Origin of the sequence: Rhodococcus globerulus (genome assembly GCF_019334125.1) — a bacterium.
GTDB lineage: Bacteria > Actinomycetota > Actinomycetes > Mycobacteriales > Mycobacteriaceae > Rhodococcus_F > Rhodococcus_F globerula.
Genome location: NZ_CP079698.1, coordinates 6,673,688 through 6,697,660 on the forward strand (window position 1 = coordinate 6,673,688; position 23,973 = coordinate 6,697,660).

Annotated in this window: 15 protein-coding genes; 5 read left to right on the top strand and 10 right to left on the bottom strand. The window is 61.4% G+C overall.

Annotation, left to right across the window (positions count from 1 at the left end; translation table 11 throughout):
* Positions 1–202 precede the first annotated feature (202 nt).
* On the top strand, positions 203–1,006 hold the full coding sequence (locus KYT97_RS30520; RefSeq protein WP_245005970.1) for a methyltransferase domain-containing protein: 804 nt from the start codon (positions 203–205) through the stop codon (positions 1,004–1,006).
* The gene (locus tag KYT97_RS30525; protein WP_245005971.1) at positions 993–2,030 is read left to right on the top strand and encodes a polysaccharide deacetylase family protein; all 1,038 of its coding nucleotides are present in this window, start codon (positions 993–995) and stop codon (positions 2,028–2,030) included. Before KYT97_RS30520 ends, KYT97_RS30525 begins: the two co-directional genes overlap by 14 nt.
* Positions 2,031–2,055: 25 nt before the next feature.
* Here the strand turns inward: KYT97_RS30525 and KYT97_RS30530 are convergent, their stop codons facing one another.
* The 4 genes from KYT97_RS30530 to prpD form a co-directional block, all read right to left on the bottom strand.
* The gene (locus KYT97_RS30530) at positions 2,056–5,442 is read right to left on the bottom strand and encodes a pyruvate carboxylase (RefSeq protein WP_219113217.1); all 3,387 of its coding nucleotides are present in this window, start codon (positions 5,440–5,442) and stop codon (positions 2,056–2,058) included.
* 150 nt (positions 5,443–5,592) lie between these two features.
* Positions 5,593–6,714 carry a bifunctional 2-methylcitrate synthase/citrate synthase gene (locus KYT97_RS30535; protein ID WP_219111520.1) on the bottom strand — a complete coding sequence of 374 codons (1,122 nt, stop codon included), beginning with the start codon at positions 6,712–6,714 and terminating at the stop codon, positions 5,593–5,595.
* Complete coding sequence (gene prpB / locus KYT97_RS30540; RefSeq protein ID WP_219111521.1) at positions 6,711–7,628, bottom strand: methylisocitrate lyase; 918 nt, start codon at positions 7,626–7,628, stop codon at positions 6,711–6,713. Before prpB ends, KYT97_RS30535 begins: the two co-directional genes overlap by 4 nt.
* Positions 7,628–9,130 (bottom strand): 2-methylcitrate dehydratase PrpD, encoded by a 1,503-nt coding sequence (gene prpD / locus KYT97_RS30545; protein WP_219111522.1) that lies wholly within the window; start codon positions 9,128–9,130, stop codon positions 7,628–7,630. Before prpD ends, prpB begins: the two co-directional genes overlap by 1 nt.
* A gap of 167 nt (positions 9,131–9,297) precedes the next feature.
* Here prpD and KYT97_RS30550 point away from each other — a divergent pair, with 167 nt between their 5' ends.
* Together KYT97_RS30550 and KYT97_RS30555 are read left to right on the top strand one after the other, a co-directional pair.
* Positions 9,298–10,719 carry a short-chain fatty acyl-CoA regulator family protein gene (locus KYT97_RS30550; protein WP_095888692.1) on the top strand — a complete coding sequence of 474 codons (1,422 nt, stop codon included), beginning with the start codon at positions 9,298–9,300 and terminating at the stop codon, positions 10,717–10,719.
* Between the two features lie 178 nt (positions 10,720–10,897).
* A complete protein-coding gene (locus tag KYT97_RS30555; protein WP_245005972.1) occupies positions 10,898–12,847 on the top strand; it encodes an FAD/NAD(P)-binding protein in 1,950 nt (649 codons plus the stop codon).
* On the opposite strand, the gene KYT97_RS30560 is transcribed toward KYT97_RS30555, so the two are convergent.
* From KYT97_RS30560 to KYT97_RS30570, 3 genes are all read right to left on the bottom strand, one after another.
* Entirely contained in the window at positions 12,840–15,266 is a 2,427-nt protein-coding gene (locus KYT97_RS30560) for an ATP-dependent Clp protease ATP-binding subunit (protein ID WP_033234017.1), read from the bottom strand. The two genes, KYT97_RS30555 and KYT97_RS30560, sit on opposite strands and share 8 nt — an antisense overlap.
* A gap of 212 nt (positions 15,267–15,478) precedes the next feature.
* Positions 15,479–16,303, bottom strand: coding sequence for a transglutaminase domain-containing protein (locus tag KYT97_RS30565; RefSeq protein WP_219111523.1), 825 nt, complete (start codon positions 16,301–16,303; stop codon positions 15,479–15,481).
* A 10-nt stretch (positions 16,304–16,313) separates the two neighbouring features.
* Positions 16,314–16,925, bottom strand: a complete 612-nt coding sequence (locus KYT97_RS30570; protein WP_095888328.1) for a TMEM175 family protein — start codon at positions 16,923–16,925, stop codon at positions 16,314–16,316.
* A 258-nt stretch (positions 16,926–17,183) separates the two neighbouring features.
* On the opposite strand from KYT97_RS30570, the gene KYT97_RS30575 reads away from it, so the two are divergent.
* Positions 17,184–18,824, top strand: coding sequence for an amidohydrolase (locus tag KYT97_RS30575; protein WP_219111524.1), 1,641 nt, complete (start codon positions 17,184–17,186; stop codon positions 18,822–18,824).
* A gap of 11 nt (positions 18,825–18,835) precedes the next feature.
* On the opposite strand, the gene KYT97_RS30580 is transcribed toward KYT97_RS30575, so the two are convergent.
* The 3 genes from KYT97_RS30580 to KYT97_RS30590 form a co-directional block, all read right to left on the bottom strand.
* Complete coding sequence (locus tag KYT97_RS30580) at positions 18,836–19,408, bottom strand: hypothetical protein (RefSeq protein WP_219111525.1); 573 nt, start codon at positions 19,406–19,408, stop codon at positions 18,836–18,838.
* Entirely contained in the window at positions 19,405–20,208 is an 804-nt protein-coding gene (locus KYT97_RS30585) for a MerR family transcriptional regulator (RefSeq protein ID WP_239654769.1), read from the bottom strand. The genes KYT97_RS30580 and KYT97_RS30585 overlap by 4 nt, the downstream gene beginning before the upstream one ends.
* A gap of 116 nt (positions 20,209–20,324) precedes the next feature.
* Positions 20,325–23,780 carry an indolepyruvate ferredoxin oxidoreductase family protein gene (locus KYT97_RS30590; protein ID WP_219111526.1) on the bottom strand — a complete coding sequence of 1,152 codons (3,456 nt, stop codon included), beginning with the start codon at positions 23,778–23,780 and terminating at the stop codon, positions 20,325–20,327.
* Positions 23,781–23,973 lie beyond the last annotated feature (193 nt).

A 23,973-nucleotide genomic window follows, 5' to 3' on the forward strand; every position in this document is an offset into this window, starting at 1 on the left:
CTCGACGCCGCACAGGTCCCCGCTATTTCGGTGGGACTCCTGTGCGGCGTCGTCGTCGTTCCGGTCGCACCGAGCTCTTCGTTCGCCCCTGGGAGATTCCAGCGGGACCCCCTGACAGCTGCCGCATCCACCTTAGGTAAGGTTCGCCTAACTCACAGGGAGTACACAGCTGGTTCCCAGGTCTCGGACGACTGCGCCTGCTGTGCCGACTCCGTTGGCCGACACCGAGAACGGATTGACGATGACGCTTCTCCAGCGCAGTAGGACTTCACTTGCCCGCACGGTTCTGGGTGAGGACAACTACCGCCGTGTGCTCCGAGTAATCAATGATCGGCGACAGAAGCCGCGCGTCGGCAAGGTGCGTTTCGGCGACCTCCGAAGGATCGAGCCGATCTGCCGTGAATACGGTTTCGAGCGTGGACGTCCGATCGATCGCTTCTACATCGAGAACTTTCTCGAGACGAACAGCCACCTGATCACCGGATCCGTGCTGGAGATCGGCGAGCGGACCTACACCGAGGCTTTCGGTGAAGGTGTCACCCGTTCGGACATGCTGCACGTCGCAGACGTGGAAGACGCGACCTACGTCGCCGATCTCACCGACGCACCGAACGTGCCGAGCAACACCTACGACTGCATCATCCTGACGCAGACGCTGCAGATGATCTTCGACACGAACGCCGCAGTGGCGACGCTCCATCGCATTCTCAAGCCTGGCGGAGTGGTGCTGTGCACCGTGCCCGGCATCAGTCAGATCGCCGACCCGGTGTGGAACTCGACCTGGTACTGGTCGTTCACGGAATTGGCCGTGAATCGACTGTTCGACGGCCCCTTCCCCCGCGAGAGCGTCGACGTGCGGGCGTTCGGCAATGTGCTGTCGGCTACAGCGTTCCTGCACGGCATAGCCGACCGCGAACTGAAGAGGCAGGAACTGAACGTCTTCGACCCCGAGTACCCCGTCATCGTGACGGTCGCGGCACGCAAGGGCGACGATGTCGAGGCGTGACGCCCTCGCCCGGATGCTCCGGCTACACGCCCGGAAACAACGGCGCCGCGGCGGCATCCTGATGTACCACTGCATCAGCGAGGAAACCTACGACCCCTGGGCAATCTGCGTCTCCCCGAACGCATTCGACGACCAGATGGCAGTACTCGCCCAAGCGCGTGCCGCCGTCGACCTCGCGAACTTTGCGGGCAGCGATGCCTATACGCGCACCGGTTCCCAGTTGGCCGTGACATTCGACGACGGTTACGTCGACAATCTTGTCGCCGCATTGCCGGTACTCGAGCGTTACGAGATTCCGGCGACCATCTTTGTCATCGGAAACGCCGTCGGTCGCACCCGCGAATTCTGGTGGGACGGTTTGCAACGCGCCGTGCCGAGCGGTGAACCACTACCGGATCGGCTGGATTTTCCGTTCGGAAAAGGCCGGCGAACCTTCACGCTGAACGAGCGCCCCGGCGACAGCGCGACGAATGCGCGCTGGCGTGCCGACAGCGGCGAGATCACAACCTCCCGTCAAGCGTTGTTTCGCGCGCTCTGGGACGCAATCGTCGTGCTGGAGCCGACCGAGCAGGACGACGCGATCGATCATGTGCTGGCCTGGGGAGGTCGAATGGCGACGACGCCAACGTCGCGAGTGGCCCTCGACGCGGAACAGTTCGCGCAACTCGCAGATCACCCGCTGATCACCCTCGGCAGTCACACGCTCGACCACGTCTCGTTGACAGACCTTCCGGCCGATCGACAGCGCACGCAGATCAGCGCCGGACACCGCAAGATCGAGGAGCTGTCCGGCCGTCCGATCACTCGATTCTCCTACCCGTACGGGCGTTTCGACGACACTGCCCGGGCTGCGGTCCGCGAACTCGGCATCGACGTCGCGTGCACCAGCGTGCCCATGCCTGCGATCGGCAGTGACGACCCCTGCGCCTTACCGCGGGTACAGGCCACCGAGATGGACGGCGACAAGTTCACCCGATGGCTGCGCGAAGACTACGGACTTATCCGAGGGCAGCTGCTCCAGTAACACGATCGGCCGCAGCCGGAAGTACTTACGGCTCGATCACCACCAGCAAGTCACCACCCTCCACCTGTGCCAACGGTGCAACGGCGAGCCTGGCCACCGTACCGGCGCATGGCACGGTGATCGAGGCCTCCATCTTCATCGCCTCGATCGTGGCAACCGTGTCACCAGCCGAGACCTTCTGCCCCGGTTCGACAGTCGTTGTCACCACTCCGGCAAATGGTGCGGGAACGTGCCCAGGAATGCTCCGGTCAGCCTTCTCTGCAGCCGGAACGGTGTCGGCGATGCTCCGGTCTCGCACCGAAACCGGCCTCAGTTGACCGTTGAGGATGCACATCACCGTCCGGAACCCGCGCTCGTCCGGCTCGGAGATCGCTTCGAGTCCGATGATCAGTTCCACGCCAGGTTCGAGTTTCACGCGATGTTCCTCGCCGCGGCGCAAACCGTAGAAGAACTGATTTGCGGAAAGCCTCGAGGTGTCGCCGTAATGCTCGAGGTGTTCCAGGTAGTCCCGTGTCGGACCGGGGAACAACAACCGATTCAACGTCGACCGGACTTCCCCGGATTCTCCGTCAAGCGCTTTCGTATCCTCGACGGACAGCTTCACCTCGGGCTTTGCCGGACCACGGCCTTCCAATGCCCTGGTACGGAACGGCTCCGGCCAACCGGCCGGCGGAGTACCCAATTCGCCACGCAGAAAGCCGATCACCGATTCGGGGATAGCGAACTTCGCAGGATCTGCAGCAAACTCATCGGCGCTCACTCCCGCACCCACCAGGTGAAGAGCCAAGTCGCCGACCACCTTCGATGACGGCGTCACCTTGACGAGACGCCCCAGCATCCGGTCTGCCGCCGCATACTTCGACTCGACATCCTCGAAACGTTCACCTAGACCCAATGCCGTTGCCTGGGTGCGTAGATTGGACAGCTGGCCACCGGGAATCTCGTGTGTGTAGACCCGGCCGGTCGGCGCCGGAACACCGGACTCGAACGGTGAGTACACCTTTCGCAATGACTCCCAGTAGGGTTCCAGGTTGCACACGGCCGCAAGATCAATTCCAGTGTCGTACTCGGAGTGAGCCGCGGCAGCCACGATCGCCGACAACGCCGGCTGACTGGTGGTTCCGGCCATCGGAGCAGAGGCGCCGTCCACCGCGTCGGCGCCGGCCTGCCACGCCGCCAGGTAAGTCGCGAGCTGTCCGCCCGGAGTGTCGTGGGTGTGGACGTGCACCGGAAGGTCGAAGTTGCTCCGCAGTGCGGAAACGAGAGTCGCGGCGGCAGGTGCCCGAAGCAATCCTGCCATGTCCTTGATCGCGAGAACGTGAGCTCCCGCTTCCACGATCTCCTCCGCGAGGCGGAGGTAGTAGTCGAGCGTGTAGAGCTTCTCCGCAGGATTCGACAGGTCACCGGTGTAACTGAGCGCCACCTCCGCGACTGTCGTGCCGGTCTCGCGAACTGCGTCGATGGCCGGTCGCATCTGATCTATGTTGTTGAGAGCGTCGAAGATTCGGAAGATATCGACGCCGGTACGGGCAGCTTCCTCCACGAACGCGGTGGTCACCTTTTCCGGATACGGCGTGTACCCGACGGTGTTACGGCCACGCAGCAACATCTGTAAGCAGATATTCGGAACTGCTTCACGCAACGCCGCGAGCCTCTCCCATGGATCTTCCTTCAAGAAGCGAAGCGCCACATCATAAGTTGCACCACCCCAAGCCTCGATGGACAACAGTTCCGGAGTCATCCGAGACACATGGCCGGCCACCGCGAGGAGACCGCTGGTACGAACCCTGGTCGCGAGAAGTGACTGATGCGCGTCACGGAATGTGGTATCCGTGACGGCCACGGCATTCTGCTGACGCAAGGCAGCAGCAAAACCGGCCGGACCCAACTCCACAAGTCGCTGCTTGGAACCGTCTTTCGGTGTCGTGGTCAGGTCGATTTTCGGGAGTTTGTCGTGCGGATAGCCCTGCGACGGCCGCTTTCCGTTCGGCTGGTTCACCGTCACGTCGGCGAGATAGGTGAGGATCTTCGTTCCCCGGTCTGCCGATACCCGCGACGTGAGAAGCCGGGGACGTTCCTCGATGAACGATGTTGTCACCTCGCCCGCACGGAAGTCCGCGTCGTCTAGAACTGCTTGCAGGAAGGGGATATTGGTGGAAACTCCACGAATGCGGAATTCGGTGACTGCGCGCCTGGCCCGCGAGATGGCTGTGGGGAGATCGCGTCCGCGGCAGGTCAGCTTCACCAACATGGAATCGAAATGAGCGCCGACTTCCGCACCGAGTGTCGTGCCGCCGTCGAGGCGGACCCCGGCACCACCCGGTGTGCGGTAAGCGGTGATGCGCCCGGTGTCCGGCCGAAAGCCGTTTGCCGGGTCCTCGGTAGTGATGCGCAATTGAAGTGCGGCGCCGCGCAGAACGATCGACTCCTGCCGAAGTCCCAGATCGGCGAGGGTCTCACCCGAAGCGATTCGGAGCTGAGCCTGAACCAGATCGACGTCCGTGACTTCTTCGGTGACAGTGTGCTCCACCTGGATTCGCGGGTTCATCTCGATGAACACGTGGTTGCCACGAGTGTCGAGCAGGAACTCGACAGTGCCGGCACACGAGTAGTTGATGGCTTTCGCAAAGGCCACGGCATCGGCACAGATCTTCTCGCGCAGTCCGGCCGGAAGGTTTGGAGCAGGCGCAATTTCTACGACCTTCTGATGGCGTCGTTGCACACTGCAGTCGCGCTCGAACAGGTGGATGACGTTGCCCTCGCCGTCAGCGAGGATCTGCACCTCGATATGGCGAGGGTCGACCACTGCCTGCTCGAGAAATACCGTAGCGTCACCAAACGCCGACTCAGCTTCTCGGGCAGCAGCTTCGATCGATTCCCGCAACTGTGAGCGTTCGGCAACGCGGCGCATCCCCCGCCCGCCGCCGCCAGCGACTGCTTTCACGAAAATCGGGAACTCCATCGACTCCGCAGCTTTCATCAGCGCGTCGATGTCGGTGGACGGTTCGGAAGACTCGAGAACCGGCAGTCCCGCTGTTCGCGCTGCTGCGATTGCGCGGGCCTTGTTTCCCGTCAACTCCAACACCTCGGCCGACGGCCCCACGAACGTAAGACCCGCCTCGGCACATGCTGCCGCGAGTTCAGGGTTCTCCGAAAGAAATCCATAACCCGGATAGACGGCGTCGGCGCCCGCCTTCTTCGCTGCTGCAACCACTTCCGACACTGACAGGTACGCACGAACAGGATGCCCCTTCTCCCCGATCTGATAGCTCTCATCGGCTTTGGACCGGTGGATCGAGTTCCGATCCTCGTACGGGAACACAGCCACCGTTCCGGCACCTAGTTCGTAGGCAGCGCGGAACGCGCGAATGGCAATTTCGCCTCGGTTGGCGACAAGCACTTTGGAGAACATGAAGAAGAAAACCTCGCTGTCGAGTGTGGTTCGGTACCGCGAAATGCGCATAGCCCGCACGGAAATGTGCGGGCCATGCGTGGAGAAGCGTCGACGAGGCCAGGAGACGGTGATGCCAGAACCGAACCTCACCGACGCAGTCTGAAGGTGTCAGGCCACGACCGTTCGCTGCGGCACGCCGGAGTACTGGCTCAGCGGCCTGATCAGGGCGTTGGACTGCCCCTGCTCGATAATGTGCGCCGTCCACCCGGTGATTCGACTCATCACGAAGATGGGAGTGAACATCTCGACGTCGAAGCCCATGAGGTAATAAGCGGGACCCGTGGGGAAGTCGAGATTCGGCTTGATTCCGGTGGCGCTGACCATCGTCTTCTCGAGGATGTCGTACATCTGCACCCACTTCTCGCCATCGGTGACCGCAGCGACCTCGATGAAGGCGTCCTTCATGGTCGGAACCCGCGAGTCACCGTTCTTGTAGACACGGTGTCCGAAGCCCATCACCTTGTCCTTGGCGGCCAACTTGGCCGACATCCATGCCTCCGCACGATCAGGATCGTCGATCTCGAGCATGTCGTGCATGACGGCTTCGTTTGCACCGCCATGCAACGAGCCCTTGAGAGCACCGATGGCCGCCGTGACAGCGCTGTAGATATCGGACAGCGTCGAGGTCACGACACGAGCCGCAAACGTCGAGGCGTTAAAGCTGTGCTCTGCGTACAGAATCAGGGATACTTCGAAAGCCTTGACGATTGCCTCGTCCGGTACCGCGCCGAAGCACATGTTGAGGAAGTTCTCGGCGAAACCCAGTTCGGACTGCGGCGGGGTGGGATCCTGGCCACGACGACGACGGAAGTCGGCTGCGACAATCGTCGGCAGAACTGCCGTCATTCGAAGCGCCTTCGCAAGATTCTCTGGCGCCGAATTGTCGTCCTCCGCTGGATCTTCGGCCCCGAGATAGCTGATGGCAGTGCGGACCACGTCCATCGGATGACAGTTGTCCGGCATCTTCGTCAGCAGTGACAGAAGTGACCGATCAGCGCGACGGGCCGCACGCTCACGTAGACACAGCAATTCGAGTTGCTCCGGAGTTGGCAGTTCGCCATACCAGAGCAGGTACGCAACTTCTTCGAAGCTGCAGTTGGCGGCAAGATCCTGCACCGCATAACCGCGATACGTCAACGAATTCGTCTCGGGCACCACCTTGGAGATCGCCGTCGTGTCAACGACAACTCCCGCCAAACCCTTGTAGATCGTCGGAATCTGTTCGGTCATGTCCTACTCCCCTCCAAGCTGAAATTGAAAATGCCACTGTCGAATTCGTTGTAGCGTTCGTACTCGAGAAGCTCGTAGAGACGGCTGCGGTGCTGCATCTCACCGAGCAGGCCTTCCTGAGTGCCTTCTGCATGAATCTCGCGAAGTCCCTTTTCGATGGCGAACATCGCCAGCCGGAGGGTGGTCACGGGGTAGATGACGGCGTTGAAGCCGATCTCTTCCAACGTCTTTGCCGAGATGAGATTCGACTTTCCGAACTCGGTCATGTTGGCGAGCAGCGGAACGTCGACTGCCGCGCGAAACTTCTCGAAGTCGGCCTCGGTGGCGAGAGCCTCCGTGAAGATCAGATCGGCGCCGGCATCGGCGTAGGCCTTGGTACGCTCGATCGCGGCATCGATACCGTCGATTCCCGCGGCGTCGGTTCGGGCGCAGATCACGAAGTTCGGATCACGGCGCGCAGACACGGCCGCCCGAATACGTCGCACCATGTCCTCGGTAGGCACGATTGCCTTGCCGTCGAGGTGCCCGCAGCGCTTGGGGTTGATCTGGTCTTCGAGGTGCAAACCGGCTATGCCGTCGTCCTCGAAGATCGTGACCGTGCGGGCCGCACTCATGGGTTCACCGAATCCGGTGTCCGCGTCGATGAGCGTCGGAAGATCAGTGACTCGGGCAATTTGCTTGCTGTGGCCGGCCACCTCGGTGAGCGTGGTCAGTCCGATATCGGGAAGCGCCAGCCCGGCAGAATAGGCCCCGCCGGAAACGTAGACACCTTCGAACCCGATTTCCTGAATGAGCTTGGCCGTCAACGGATTGATGGCACCAGGTAGTCGCTGAATCTTACCCGACGTCAAGCCTGCCCGGAAAGCGATACGCTTGTCCGCGGCGGACGTCGAGGCTGCGATGAGGCCCGTCATCAGAAGATCCCCTTGGTGACCTTGGGTGCCCGAGCGAGTACGTCGTCGGAGACCGTGAAGGTGAGCTGGTTCAGCTCACCCGCCTTCAGCTCTGCAGTGCGCTGCGCAGCGTCGAGGAAGCGGTCCTGCTCGCCCGGCTCGATGACGCCCTCGGCGAGGGTGCGGAACTTTGCGATGTACTGATCGCGAGCGAAGGGACGCGCGCCCAACGGATGTGCGTCGGCCACGGCAAGTTCGTCGATGATGACCTCACCGCTCTCGAGAGTGATCTCGGCGCGGGCACCAAATGCCTTCTCGTCCGGATCGATCGAGTGGTAGCGGCGGGTCCATTCGGGGTCTTCACGCGTGGAGATCTTGTTCCACAACTCGATCGTGTCCGGGCGCTGTGCACGCTCGGGAGCATAGGAATGCTCGTGATGCCATGTACCGTCCTGCAAGGCCACAGCGAAGATGTACATCACCGAGTGGTCAAGTGTCTCACGCGAAGCAGTGGGATCGAACTTCTGCGGATCACCGGAACCCGTGCCGATCACGACGTGCGTGTGGTGACTGGTGTGCAGGACGATCGACGCGATCTGATCGAGATCGCCTACGCGGGAACGCATCCGACGTGCGAGGTCGATCGGAGCCTGGCTCTGGTACTCCGCGGAATGTTCCTTGGTGTAGGAATCGAGGATCGCACGCTTCGACTCACCGGTACCGGGCAGCGGAACGTGGTATTCCTTCTCGGGTCCGCCGAGCATCCACGCAATGACGCCGTCTTCGCCTTCCCAGATCGGCGAGGGGGCACCTTCCCCGCGCATCGCACGGTCAACAGCTTCGACGGCAACCTTGCCGGCCAACGCCGGGGCGTATGCCTTCCAGCTGGAAATTTCGCCCTTGCGGGACTGACGGGTGGCCGTCGTCAGGTGCAGTGCCTGACCGATCGCCTGGTAGACCGTCTCGGTGCCGAGACCGAGCAGGGTTCCGATACCGGCGGCGGCAGAGGGGCCGAGGTGAGCGACATGGTCGATCTTGTGCTCGTGCAGGCAAATTGCCTTAACCAGGTCGATCTGGATTTCGTATCCCGTTGCAAGTCCGCGGATCAGGTCCTTGCCGTCGCGCCCCGTGTGCTGGGCCACCGCGAGGATCGGTGGAATGTTGTCACCGGGATGCGAGTACTCAGCGGCGAGGAAGGTGTCGTGGAAGTCGAGTTCACGAACTGCGACGCCATTGGCCCACGCTGCCCATTCCGGTGAGAAGGTGCCACTGACACCGAAGACCGTAGCGCCGGGGGTATAGGGATGAGCCTGTGCCTGCGCACGGGCATTGACGACCGGACGGCGCACCAGGGAGGCCGCGGCGACGGATGCATTGTCGATGATTCTGTTGACGATCATGTCGGCAGTCGCATCGGCAACCTCGACGGAATCTGTCGCAACTTCCGCGATCTTCCACGCCAGATGCTCATCCTTGGGGAACTCTTCGGCCGAGCGGCGAGTGCGTACGAGATGCGTCTTCATGATCCTCTTTCCACGTGTTTCGGTATCTATTTGCACGCTACGCAGCGCGGAGGACCCCACAAAAGGGCTTGCATATGCCGATTTGTGCAACAGCGACCTTGCAAAGTTGCGAACGTTGCGAACTTCGCCTCGGTAGTGTGATCTTTCATCAGTACCGAGGAGATTCGATGAAAAAGATGTATGCGGGTGCCCGTCTACGACGCCTCCGCGACGAACGCAACCTGTCACAGTCCGCACTCGCCAAGGTGCTCGAACTCTCCCCGAGCTACGTCAATCAACTCGAGAACGATCAACGCCCGCTGACCGTCCCGGTTCTGTTGAAACTCAATTCCGAATTCGACCTCGATGTCCAGTTCTTCGCGTCGGACTCCGATGCGCGTCTGGTTGCCGATGTCCACGAAGCTCTCGCCGAGACATCGGAATCCGGTGAGGTATCCCTGGCCGAAGTGGACGAGTTGGTAGCCCGGATGCCGGCCGTCGGACGTACGTTGGTGATGCTGCACAGACGATTGCATGCCGCTACGGAGCAACTCGATCAATTCTCGACACAATTGTCCGGTGATGCAGTACCCGAGACCGCCCTGATGCCCATGCCGTACGAAGAGGTTCGCGATTTCTTCTACGATCGCCGCAATCACATCGCAGCCCTCGACGACGCCGCGGAAAAGCTGTTTGTCGACAACAAATTGACCATCGGAGCACTCGATCTTCAGCTGGCTCGACTGTTGCGCGATCAGCATGGCGTCACAGTCCGCATCCGCACTGACGAGCCGGACAAGTTGGGGCCCAAACGGTTCTACGACGCCGACAAATCAATTCTCACCCTGGCCCGCCGCCTCTCCGCCGGGCAACGCGCATTCCAGATCGCGATGCAGTTGGCCTTCTTCACACAGGCAGAACTCATTGATTCCATTGCAGCAGAAGATGAGTCGCTAACCGCGGAGTCCGCTGCTCTCGCGCGCGTCGGGCTGGCCCACTACTTTGCCGGTGCGCTACTACTCCCCTACAGCGTATTCCTGAACTCCGCCGAGACCTTGCGATACGATATCGAACTTCTGAGCCTGAAGTTCGAAGTCGGGTTCGAGACGATCTGCCATCGCCTGTCCACTCTGCAGCGACACGGCCAGCGAGGTATCCCGTTTTTCTTCGTCCGCACCGACCGCGCCGGAAATATATCGAAGCGTCAGTCCGCCACAGCATTCCACTTCTCACGGGTAGGCGGTAGCTGCCCACTGTGGGTGGTACACGAAGCATTTGCCAGCCCGGGCCGCATCCTGACTCAGGTCGCAAAGATGCCGGACGGGCGTACGTATCTGTGGATTGCGCGCACGACGCACAGCGGCGGGTTGGGATATCTTGCCCCCGAACGTAATTTTGCCATCGGACTTGGTTGCGACATCACTTACGCCGACCGCATGGTCTATTCACGCGGCATTCAGACGGACGACCCGGCCACGATCGTTCCGATCGGAGCAGGATGCAAGGTGTGTGACCGCCCGTCGTGCGCTCAACGCGCGTTCCCTCAGTTGGGCCGACCGGTATCGGTGAGCCAGAACAGCAGCAGCCATCTACCCTATCCGCAGGAATGATCGTCACAACAGTTTGATTCACGCTGATCCGATGTCCGAAATTCCTTGCCACAACATCCTTAACGGATAAAACTAGGGCTCACCATCTTCGAGCGATCGAGAGTCCTGGCTCCCTGACGTCGCAGCAACCCCCTCTGCCGAGGTGTGGGTGCTTTCTGCCAGGTCCGATGGAGGATTTGTGGACGCCGACCGACCCCGTACGTCTGTGGGCGATGCTGCAGTCATCGTGATCGTCGGCGGCGGTCCTCGCGGCACCGGAGTACTCGAACGCATCCTCGCGCAAGAAGCGGTAAACGCAGACCCGACGCCACTCGAGATTCACGTGGTCGACCCGTATCCAGCTGGCGCCGGACGTATCTGGCGTAGCAGCCAAGCCCCTCTCTTGTGGATGAACTCCACCACCGCCGACGTCACGATGTTCACCGACAGCACCACAATCGTCGACGGTCCGATCGTGCCGGGTCCAACTCTGGCCGAATGGGTCGCCGAGAACACTGAAGAACTTGGTTCATTTCCCGAAATTGCCGACGAGATTCCGACCGTCACACCGGCGTCGTTCGCGTCGAGATCCTTGCAAAGCCGCTATTTGCATTGGGTGTTCCAGTCGGCTGTCGACTCAGCACCGCCGCACGTCGTCGTTCGAATTCATCGCCGATCGGTGATCGAGATCGATGACACAGAGGGCGGGCAAAACGTCCGTCTCGACAACGGTGACGTGATCGAAGCAACGAGTGTCTTACTGGCCCAGGGGCATCCGGACGCCTTGGCTGCCCCAAGGGAGATTCAACTGAGCGACTTCTCCGCCGAGCACGGGTTGACCTACGTCGGTCCCGGATACACCGCAGACCTCGACGCCGATGTCATTGCCGAAGGTGAGCCGGTGCTGATCGCGGGCCTGGGACTGGCGTTCATCGACTGGATGGTGCTCCTCGCGGAGAGTCGCGGTGGTGTCTTCGAACGAGCCGACAACGGCAACCTCGTGTACTCGCCGTCAGGGAGGGAACCACTTCTGTATGCGGGATCGCGTCGAGGAGTTCCCTACCACTCCAAGATCTCGTACTCGATTGAAGACGCTCGACCGCCGCTACCGAGGTTCTTCACCGCAGATCTGGTGCCTGGCGATGGCCCACTGAACTTCCACGAAGATATCTGGCCGTTGGCCTCGAAGGAACTGGCGGGCGCGCACTATTACGAACTTTTTGCTGCACATCCGGAACGGACCGTGGGCACGTGGGAAGAGTTCGACTCCGAATTTGCCTCACTGAGTTGGGGATCGCCGCGCCTGGACGAATTGATCGAGAACGCCGTGCCGAAAGCGGAAGACCGAATCGACCTGGAGCAGCTCAACCGTCCGCTCGGCGGCGAACGTTACGACGGATTGGACGCAGTTCAGAAACGGATCGGTGAGTACATTGCCGCCGATATCTCGCGCAGATCGGATCCATATTTCAGCGCCGATGCCGCGGTCTTCTCGGCACTGCTGTCCTCGTACATGACCGTCGGAGAGTTGTTGCGCCGTGGCCGAATTCCGGCCGAATCTGTCGCCAAGGACGTCGAGGGCTGGCTGCATTCCTTCTTCAGCTTCATCGCCAGTGGTCCGCCGCCGGAGCGACTCGAGCAACTGCTGGCGCTCAATGAAGCAGGCGTAGTGCAGTTCCTGGGCCCCGATACCGTTTTCTCCACCGAGATAGATCCGTCGACCGGAGACGGATTGTTTGTCGCGCGCAGCGCGTCCCATACCGACATCGTGGCTACGCGCACCCTCATCGAAGCGCGCTTGCCCGTTGCCTCCATCAGTGCAAGCGGCGACGCACTGCTGCGTTCCCTGCACCGGCGCGGCGAGGCAGTTGAACTACGGGCCACCGTTGACAGCGCAGCAAAGCTGGCCGTGGACGGGACGTCGCGAATCTGCCGCGCCGACAACACAGTCCATCCCCGTCGATTCGCTGTCGGACCTTGGGTTGCCGGCCACAACTGGTCTGCGGCCTTCCCCCGTCCGCGCACCAATGCGGGGTTCTTCCGGCACAACGACGCGCTGGCAGCGGAGATCTTGGGCGCAGCGCGCCTGTGCGCCTTTCCGGTAGCGTCCACTACCAGAAAGGCGCACGGGGGCGAAGCCCCTAGCTGAACACCAACTCACCCTCGTCAACCGCGACGGTGATGCTGCCGCCCTCTACGAGAAGATCGTCGAGCAGCATGTCGGCGATCTTGTCGTCGACAACCCGCTGGATCGAGCGGCGAAGCGGCCGGGCCCCGAACTCCGGCTGGTGACCGTGTTCGGCAATCCAGTCCACCGCGTCAGCTGTGAACTCGATCTCGATACCCTTGGACTGCAACCGCTTACGACTGTCCTCAAGCAGCAGGTCCGTGATCCGGTGCAATTGCTCGGTGTCGAGCTTGCGGAAGATCACGATCTCGTCGATACGATTGAGGAACTCAGGTCGCATCGACTCGCGCAGCCGAGCCATCACACGATCACGCAGCGGCTTCTCAGCCGACTCTGCGTCACCGGTGATGAAGCCGAGTCCACCGGACTTGCTCGAGATGATGTCCGAGCCGAGGTTGCTGGTCATGATCACGACGGTGTTCTTGAAGTCCACCGTGCGACCCTGGCCGTCGGTCAGACGTCCGTCGTCGAGCACTTGGAGCAAGGTGTTGAATACGTCCGGGTGCGCCTTCTCGATCTCGTCGAGCAGGATCACCGAGTACGGGTTACGACGCACCTGTTCCGTGAGCTGTCCGGCCTCGCCGTAGCCGACGTATCCGGGAGGTGCACCGACCAACCTGCTGACCGTGTGCCTCTCGCCGAACTCACTCATGTCGAAGCGCAGCATCTTGTTCTCGTCACCGAAGAGTGTGGCAGCCAAAGCTTTTGCGAGCTCTGTCTTACCGACACCGGTGGGTCCGAGGAACAGGAAGCTACCGACGGGGCGATTCGGGTCGCTCATACCGGTACGGCTGCGACGTACGGCGCGTGCAATTGCGCGCACAGCATCGTCCTGACCGACCACCCGGCTGTGCAGTTCCTCTTCCAGCCGACGCAGGCGATCCTTCTCTGCCTGAGTCATCTGGCTGGCCGGGATACCCGTTGCGCGAGCGACAACTTCGGCAATCTGCTCCGCAGTCACGTCCGGTGTTTCCTCCGCAACGGGAGCCTGGGTCCCCGCCTTTTCGAGACGCTGTGTGACATTGTTGATCTCGTCACGCAGCTGCGACGCCTTCTCGTACAATTCGTCGGCGACGGCTTTCTCCTTGTCGCTCTCGAGCTGCTCGAGACGTTGCTGCAGAGCAGCGGTGTCCACGGTGGCCGTCTTCAAACGAAGCCGGGCGCCGGCCTGGTCGATCAAGTCGATTGCCTTGTCCGGCAAGAACCTGTCACCGATGTAGCGAGCCGACAGTTCCACCGCAGCCGTGATCGCCTCGTCGGTGTAGTGCACCTTGTGGTGATCCTCGTAGCGACTGCGCAAGCCACTCAAGATCGCGATAGCGTCCTCGATCGACGGCTCCCCCACCTGAACAGGCTGGAAGCGACGCTCGAGAGCCGGATCCTTCTCGATGTGCTTGCGGTATTCGTCGAGCGTGGTGGCACCGACGATGTGCAATTCACCGCGAGCGAGCTTGGGCTTGAGGATGTTTCCGGCATCCATCGCACCTTCGGCGCCGCCGCCGGCACCTGCAATGGTGTGCATCTCGTCGATGAACACGATCAGCTCGTCCTTGTTGGCGGTGATCTCGTCGATGACCTTGGTGAGGCGTTCCTCGAAGTCACCGCGGTACCGAGTGCCCGAGACCATGCTGGACAGTTCGAGCTGGACAATTCTCTTGCCCACCAACGAGTCCGGCACTTCACCGTCGACGATGCGCTGAGCCAGACCCTCCACGATGGCGGTCTTACCGACACCGGCTTCGCCCACCAGAACAGGGTTGTTCTTGGTGCGACGCGAGAGAATCTCGATGGTCTGTTCGATCTCGTCGGCGCGGCCGATCACCGGATCGACGCCGCCGTTTCGGGCGCGATCGGTGAGGTCCACCCCGAACTTGTCGAGCATCGGAGTGTCGGAGTCACTCTCCTCGGCAGGCGCATTGGGATTCCGAACGGCGTTCTGCAACTTCTCCGGCGTCACACCGGCGGAAGCGAGCAGACGACCGGGAACGTGATCCATGTCGCCGGCCAACGCGATGAAGAGGTGTTCGGGGTCGATGTAGGTCGATCCCAGTGCCCGAGCCAACTGATGTGCCTCGAGTAATGCTGTTTTTACGGCGCTGCTGAGCACGGGCGCAGTGAAGCCACCCTGCTCACGGCCTTGTGGCAGCCGCTGGTCGATTGCCTCGACCACGGCTTTCGGGTCGGCCCCGGCGCGCTGCATGAGCGTGCGGACCGGGTCCTGCTCCGCCATGACACGGAGAACGTGCAGTGCATCGAGATCCGAATCACCGCGAGCAGACGCTGCGCGAGCAGCCTCAGCCATGAGTTGCTGGGTGGCCCTGCTCATGAGCCGGGAAAGGTCGATGCGACCGGGACCCTCGGGCCCGAAGAATGCTGGCATTCCGAAGCCTCCTAATAGTAAGTTGAGCGTTCTTGACTCAAGTAACGTGCTCGGAGGCCGATCAATTCCCGCGGGCTTGGATTTCTTTCAACAGCGGAAGCAAACTCGAGATTCCCGCTGGACCGACGACGCCGCAGGGCGATTGTGCGGACGCGCGCTCGATCATCCGCGCGGGCGCACATTCGGCGCGCGGGACGGCTCGAGCGAGATCGTTAACAAATCAGACTGTCCGGTACCCGCAAATCCTTGTGATCGTAAAGTGCCCGCATGGCGAGTGGATCGTCGGAAGCGCAGACTCCGGCGATCTCGTCGAGCAGCAGGTCGTACTCCGCACCGGTCTTTCCGTCGTAGGCGTCGGTCATGCGGCCCCACTCGTCCCAAGGCAGGGTTTCGACCTTGTTCACTGCGGCCAGATCCTTCACAGCGTTACCACGGATCTCGGCCGGCCCCCAGTTCTCGGTTCCGTACACCCCGAATTGCGATGCGTCGATCTCGCCGCGCCGATACGCAACCCATGCCTCGCCGCCGCTGAGGAACTCTCCTGGCTGCAGGTCATGCGCGTGAGGAAGTATGTTCTGCCCCAGGATCTCCGAGTCGATGCGGGTCCAACGTCCGCGGTCATCGTCCCGATACTCGGTGATCCAATGGTCGACGCCCTGCCCGGGCTGGAAGTAAGTGGCAAAGCCACAGCGGACACGAGCGGCAATACCGCGGTGACGCAGCAGCGCACAACTCATCACAGCAAAGTGCCGACAGGTTCCGACGACCCGTTTGCCTGGTTCCCGGGCAGTGGTCAACGGAGCTGCATCCAGTGCGAGTAGCCGTTGAAACAGAACGTTTGCCGGTCGGATCTGGTTTTCGTCGAATCTGTCCGCGGACAGATTCAGCGACTGCGCATCGGTGGGTTGGACGACCAGGTAGGGAACTACTCGGCAAATGTCCACGGGATCGACGGCGAGCAGCTCGAGCGACGGCACATCCACCCCGTCGAGTCCGGTTAACGGTCCGGGCATCGTGTAGTCAAGGTCTGGTTCCACGAGGGCGAGCCTAAGCGGGGTTTCTCGTTTGTACTCGATCCCACAGCTTCTCGATCGGCGACGAGAGCAGGAGAAGGAACAACGGGAAATACGACGTCGCCGGAACGAGCACACTGACGAGCAGTGCCACCACCAGTATCAGGAAAGTGACAATCTCGGCCGTGAAATTCGGTTTGGCACCCTCCTCACTCAACGACGGCTTGCGGACCAGACCCCATGCGACCACTGCCAGGCACGCAGCGCTGGCGGCCATCGTCCCGATGTAGAGAGCCCTGGTTCCCAGATCCTGCGAGGGCGCCGCCACCAACGCCGTCGGGAAGGGCAAGAACACGATGGTCAGCACCCACAGCCCCAATCCGCGCACAACCACCTTGTCTGCGTCGATCACAAAACGAAGCAGCCGATGCTGCGACCACCACAGCCGGAAAATCACCAGAAAGCTCAGCGCGAAGGAGTAGAACTGTGCAGCGTTCTCGTGCAGTAATTCGGACGTGGTGCCATGGTGGTCGGTGGTTAGTTCGACCAACGGTAGAACGAGCAGCGTGATCGCGATGGCGACGATCGCGTCGATAAAAGTGACGTAGCGCTCGAAGTAGCGGGTTCGTTCGGCAAGCTCAGCCATTGCGGAAGCATATGCCTCACAACAAGAAACAGACCGGCGACGCCAGATTCACGCGGAACACACATTTAACGAATCGAATTCGCTAGACTTAGTGGTCGACGCGCCGCTCCCCATACTCGACGAATCGCCTCCATCAACTTCCTTCTGCTGGTCCCGCTCGCCTTGGTATCTCGCCTGTCCGCGCGCACCGACGGTGCGTATCGTCACCACAGCGCCGCTGTCACCACCGCCGTCATCGCGTAAGGATCACGAAAAGTCATGAATGAGCGCATCACTCACTACCGCAACGGGAAGATTTTCACTGCCGCCGAGGGCGGCTGGGCCGAATCGCTGGTCGTCAAGGATCAGCAGCTCATTTTCTCGGGAGAGTCCGAGTTCGCGGAAATCCTTGCCCCTGACGCCGAAGTAGTCGATCTCCAAGGCGCCGTTGTACTTCCCGGTTTTGTCGACGCGCATACCCATTTGATCATGATGGGATTCTCACTGCAGAAGCTCGATTTACTCGACGCCACCAGTGTTGCCGACATTCAGGCCGGCATCCGCCAATTCGCGGAATCGAACCCCGATGCACCTCGTCTGCTTGGACGCAGTTGGCTGTTCTCGGCACTCGGTGGGCAACACCCGACGCGGGAAATGATCGACGCCGTCGTGCCCGACCGTCCGGTGTACCTCGATGCCAACGATCTACATTCTGTCTGGGTGAACAGCGCGGCGCTACGAGAACTCGGCATCGATGCCGACACGCCCGACCCGATCGGTGGTCGCATCGATCGAGACCCGAGCACCGGAGAAGCAACCGGAATGCTGTATGAGACCGCGGTGATGCTCTACGTGTGGCCGAAGCTGGCTGAACTCGCAACCGACCAAGACCGGGACACGGCCCTGGCGCTCGCGTTCCGCCGTTATCTCGAAGACGGCGTAACCGGCGCAGTGGACATGGCACTTGGCCCGGACGAATTAGCTTGTCTGGAAAGAGCATTGGACGCAGGGAACGGAACGCTGCCGTTGCGGGTCGCTGCACATTGGCTGATGACGCGTGAGGACAACGACGCCGATAATGTCAGGCAAGTTCATGACGTGATCGAGCTGCACAATCGCGTCCAAGGTCCGTGGCTCGCCGTCGCGGGCATCAAGATCATCATCGACGGTGTGATCGACAGCTGCACTGCTGCAATGAAAGAGCCGTATTCGGACGGCACCAACGCCGAGCCCATCTGGGACCTGGAGTCATTGATACCTGTCGTGACCGCCGCCGACGCCGCAGGCCTGCAAATCGCCATGCATGCCATCGGCGACGAGGCGTCCGAGATCGGTTTGACGGCACTCGAATACGCGATAGCCACCAACGGGGATATTCCCCGGCGGCATCGGATGGAACATCTGGAGTCGATCACCCGAGACAACGTCGAGCGCCTTGCCCGACTCGGTGTGGTCGCCTCGATGCAACCAGTTCACGCGGATCCTGCTATTCAAGAAAACTGGCGGGCAATGCTCGGCGACTACCGTGTGAATCGCGCCTACCCATGGCCCGAATTCACGGAGGCCGGTGCGGTTCTCGCCTTGGGATCGGACGCGCCGACCGCGCCTCATCCACCGCTGCCGAACATGTTCATCGCCACCACTCGTATGTCTGCCATCGACCCGTCACTGCCACCCAACCTGCCGCAGTACGCACTTCCTCTCGCGGAAGCTCTCGCGCACGCCACTCGGGACGCGGCCTACTCGTGCCGGTGGGAAAACCTGACCGGACAACTGGTTCGGGGCAAGGCTGCCGATTTTGTCGTCCTGAAACACGACCCGTTCGCAGAAGGTGCCGACTCACTCCTCACCACTGAGATCGCCATGACTGTTGTTGCCGGGTCGGTTCGCTACGCCAATTCCGCGCAAAACCCTCAGTAGCCCAACTGCATTCACGGCACCTTCGACAAAATTCCCACCAGGTCGGCGGGTTCGTCGACGTACAGGCTGATCCTGTCGACAAATCCGCTCCGGCGGTATCGCGGGATCAACGCCGGAAGTTCGACGTGGATCGGTTGTCGCAGAACCACATCGACGTTGGTTCCGTCGAGATTCGGCAACGTCAACCGACTGCCTTCTAACTCCGGTGTTGTTGTGTCGAATCGACGCACACACGCCGCCGACGCCATAGACTCTCGGTCGATCGAAGCGACAACTGTTCCGGATTGTCGCACCACGAACCGTGTGTCCGTCACGAAATGTGGATGAACCCGATGCAGAGCCAGGTAGCCGAACAGCACCACCAACGACCACACGGACGCCACTGCAAGAATCACACTGAGCCACATCCATGGCACAAGAATGTGCAGCACCGCCATTTCGATGACGGTGGCAACGCCGAAAGCGACAGGAAGAACCAATGATCCACCGCTGGATCGAACAACGACGGCGCCTTGCTCCACAACTGCGTCACGGCCACGAATCCAGAGCCACAACGCCCCAAGTTTTGTGTTCGAGAATGTCATCGCCCCTCACCTTCGTCGACTATTCGCGCCACGAGCGCGCGCTGAACCCGCAGTACTACCTCACGTTGCGCCGGGTCCGGAACAACATCGTCGAGCGAGACGGGCATGCCTAGCCCGACGTCTGACTGGGCCCTCAGGTCCGCAATTGTCTGCTCGTCGAATTGGGCCAGGATGCTGCATGCGAGCTGCCCAATCGCGCTCTCGATCGAAACCGGCTCCTTCCCTTCGATACTCGACCAGTCCGACAGCGACGCGAGGTAACGGGAACGCTTCTCGTCATCCGCGATCACCGACGCATAGGAGTGTAAAAACTGCTCGGGAGCACTTCCCGTCATTGCCAGCACCTCGAGAAGATCTCGTTCACGCTCGAGCGCGCGCTGCACTCCCGGCGACGACGCGGTATCGACGGCCTCGGTCAGAGCTGACGCAACGTCCGTAGGCAAGGCAGACACAGTGCGGCCGCTCTCGGCGTCCGCGAGCATCGACGTCAGTCCGACATGCCGACGCGCCAGTTTTGCCTGTTCGACTTCCACTGCCCCGATCAACGCTCGGAGATCGGCAACGGTATCGCTCACCCCTTCTCCCGAGGTGTCTGCGGCGAACAACGCCGCTATCGAACCCAACGGAACACCCCGCTCGGCCAACCAGCGAATGCGGACCAACCGTACGACGTCATCCATCGTGTACTCGCGGTACCCGTTTGCCCGCCGGACGGGTTCCGCGAGCAATCCGAGCCGATGGTAGTGCCGCACAGTCCTCGGTGTGGTCTGAGCAGCCTCCGCTAGCTGTCCTATTCGCATGAACACAGTGTCAACCATGACGTAGCGTCAAGGTCAAGATTCATTGGCAATATCGCTGGAACACAACTGTGCCCCAGCGACAATGTCGCTGGGGCACAGTCATCCCTCGTACCGAGTTAGCCGTTGACACCCAACTCACGCAGGCGCGCCTTGTACAGTTCGACGTTGCCGAGCTTGACGTCCTCGTAACCACGAACCATGTCCGGGAGAGCCGCGATGTCGACGGCGCGGTCGTAACCTTCGGCGCCCAAGGCGCGGGACAGATCCGCGACGATGGTCTCGTACTGGTCGAGCAGTTCACGCTCGACCTTGCGAACGTGCATGTAGCCGAACGGATCGAGCTTGGTGCCGCGGAGCTTCTTGCCCTTCGCCAGAACCTTCAGCGCGACATGCGACTTCGGCCCGAACCCGATCTTCTTCTTGCGACCCATCACCTTGAGAATCGGCGGGTGCAGTTTGTATGTCAGGTTCTCCCCTGCAGGCACCTGGGACTTGACCTCGTCGATGAAGGCGGGATCGACCAGCATGCGAGCAACTTCGTACTCGTCCTTGTACGCGGTGAACTTGAACAGGCCACGGGCGACCGCTTCACTGAAGTCGGTGCGCTCGGTTGCGGCCCGCTCGGCGGTCCAGACTGCCTGAACCTGATCGATGTACCGCGCAGCGACCTTGACGGACTGGAACTCGATGAGCTGCGCCGCACGCAGTTCCACCAGTCGCAGGGTTTCACCAGCCAAGGTTGTCCCGGCGAACATGTGTGCCGGTGCGACGACCGGTGTGCGGACGGACTTGGCAGGCGTCGTGACTGCCTCGAACGCAATCGTGTCGGCAATTGCCGCGCGGCCCCAGCGGAATGCGGCGATATTTGCTTCCACCGCAACACCGTTGATGCCGATCGCCTCTTCGATGGCCTCAGCCGGAAGACGAAGTCCCCCGCTTTGGTAAGCCGCACCGATGAGCAGGAAGTTGGCTGCTGCCGTGTTACCGAACAACTCCTGGGCCGCGGCAAGTGCATCGAACGAACGCAGCGTCCGCGAGACCTTGTCAAGGCGAGCCAAGAGGGAGGACTCCTCCGGGTAGCGAACATCCTTGTCGTAGACCATGTCTCCGGTCGGCGTCTGCGACGTCGAGGCGATGGAGATGGTCGACTCGTGGTTGCCGTAGTCGAGGTTCTTGTTGTCGGTCGCGGTCAGCAGGTCGAAGGCAACGATGCAATCCGCACTACCCGGGGTGAGCCGGTTGGACGGCTCGAGCGCTCCGGAACTGAAACGCAAGTGGGAGACAACGGGTCCGGCTTTCTGACTGAGACCGATCTGGTCAAGGCTCTCGACCTCGAGGCCGGCGCGCAGCGCTGCTGTTGCCAGCACCTGGTTGACGGTGACGATGCCGGTGCCGCCGATACCTGCGAGGAAAACATTCTGGGTTGTGGTGAGCGGGCCCAGATCAGGATCTGCGACCACTGGCGGGACCGGACGAGCGGCCTTGGGAGCCTTCTTTCCGGGAACCAGTTCGACGGTCACGAACGAAGGGCAATCGCCGTCCATGCAGGTGTAGTCGGTGTTGCACGACGTCTGGTCGATCTTCGTCTTGCGACCGTACTCGGTGTCCACCGGCTGAACAGACAGGCAATTCGACTTCACTCCGCAGTCACCGCAACCTTCGCACACCGCTTCGTTGATGACGACGCGGGTGTTGCGGGTGGGCAACGTGCCACGCTTGCGCTGACGCCGCGCGTCGGCCGCACAGTGCTGGTCGTAGATCAGGACCGTGACGCCCTTGATCTCGCGAAGTTCCTTCTGCGCCTCGTCGAGACGATCGCGGTGCCAGAGTTTGGTGCCCTTGGCCAGGGCACGCTTGCTGTGCCGGCCCGGATCGTCCGCACAGATGATGATCTGCTTGACGCCCTCGGTGGTCAGCTTGTGGCTGAGTTGAGCAACGGAGAGGGCACCTTCTGCGTCCTGCGCACCGGTCATCGCCACTACCTCGTTGTAGAGCAACTTGTAGGTGATGTTCACGCCTGCAGCGATGCACGCCTGAACAGCCAATTGACCGGAATGGAAGAAGGTGCCGTCGCCGATGTTCTGGAACAGGTGAGGCACGTCGGTGAACGGTGCCTGCCCGATCCACTGGCTGCCCTCGCCGCCCATCTGCGTCAAACCGGTGACAGCGCTGTCCTCACGGCCGGACATGGTGACGAGTGTGTGGCAACCGATTCCGCCGCCGCCGATGGAACCCTCAGGGATTGCGGTGGAACGGTTGTGAGGGCACCCACTGCAGAAGTACGCGGTTCGCTTGGCGGAGAGCACGTTCAGCGACAGCGGAGCCGGGAGGGTGCGCTTGAGCTCGACGTGCGGCTTGAGTACGCGGCGCAACGGGGCGAGCAACCGGCCTGCGGTGAGCTCACCACTCGCGGGCATGAGCAGACGGCCCTGGCCGTCGCGCTTACCGATGATGCGAGGCGCATCATCGATTCCGTAGAGGATCTCTCGAATCTGAGCCTCGATGAATGCCGTCTTGTCCTCGACCACGATGATCTGCTCGAGTCCGGTTGCGAACTCTCGCACCGACTCCCCCACCACCGGGTACGGCATACCGATACGGAGCAGCCGAATTCCCGCACGATGCAGGGCTGCGTCGTCGACACCCAGGTCTGTCAGAGCCTGACGTACGGAGTCGAATGTGGTTCCGGTAGCGGCAATTCCGATCTTGGCACCTGACGGATCAACCTCGATCACATCAAGATTGTTCGCGGCGCCGTAGGCCTGCACCAGATCCCACCGGGGTCCGTACAGGTCGGCTTCTGCGATGACGCTGTCCGGCGGCGCTGCCATCTGACGCTGCTTGTAGACAAATGGCTTACCTTCGAACTGCACCTCGGGCACCACGATGTCGAAGTCGGCGATGCTGCCGTCAACCGTCCACGCGCCGTCCGCTACGTCGGCAACGATCTTCAGGGCCACAACACAACCGGATGCGCGTGAAAGCGCCACCGCGTGCATGCCCATCGTGATGATTTCTTCGGCGTTGCGGGGGAACAGAACCGGCACGCCCATTGCTGCGAGGGAGCGCTCACTCACTGCAGGTACGGTCGACGATTTGGATGCAGGATCGTCGCCCACCAGAAGGACGACGCCGCCCCTGGGGTTGACGCCGTACATGTTCGCGTGGCGGATGGTATCGGTAGCGCGGTCGACACCGGGCCCCTTGCCGTACCAGATGCCGGTCACGCCGTCGTGGGTCGCGGTTCCTGCAGGAAGGTCTGTTTGGCTACCCCAGACCGCGGTGGCCGCAAGTTCCTCGTTGAAGCCGGGTACGAAGGTGATGTCGTGCTCGGCGAGCACCTTGGGCATCCCGTGGAGCATCTTGTCCACGCCGCCGAGGGGACTCCCCTGGTACCCGGAGACAAAGGTGGCGATCCGCTTGCCTGCGCGGATGTCGCGGACATGCTGTTCGACGAAGCCACGAGCGATTGCCTGAACACCGGTCAGCAACACCGGACCCGATCCCGACCGGTACCGATCGTCGAGGTCATAGGGCTTGGTCTGGGCTACGCCCGACACCAGTTCAGTCATCGTGACCACCGTTCCTGTCTTCAGCACATTTCGTTCTGTTCAGGTGATCGTTATCGAGGTATGAGAAAGCGTCAACAGAGGGCGCTTGAACTATTCAATACGATCATCAAGTGAGCTGGATCACCCTGGTTAGTTCATCGAATCGGTCAGCTGGAGACGCGTTCGTGACGACCGCGGAAATCAGGTGCAAAAT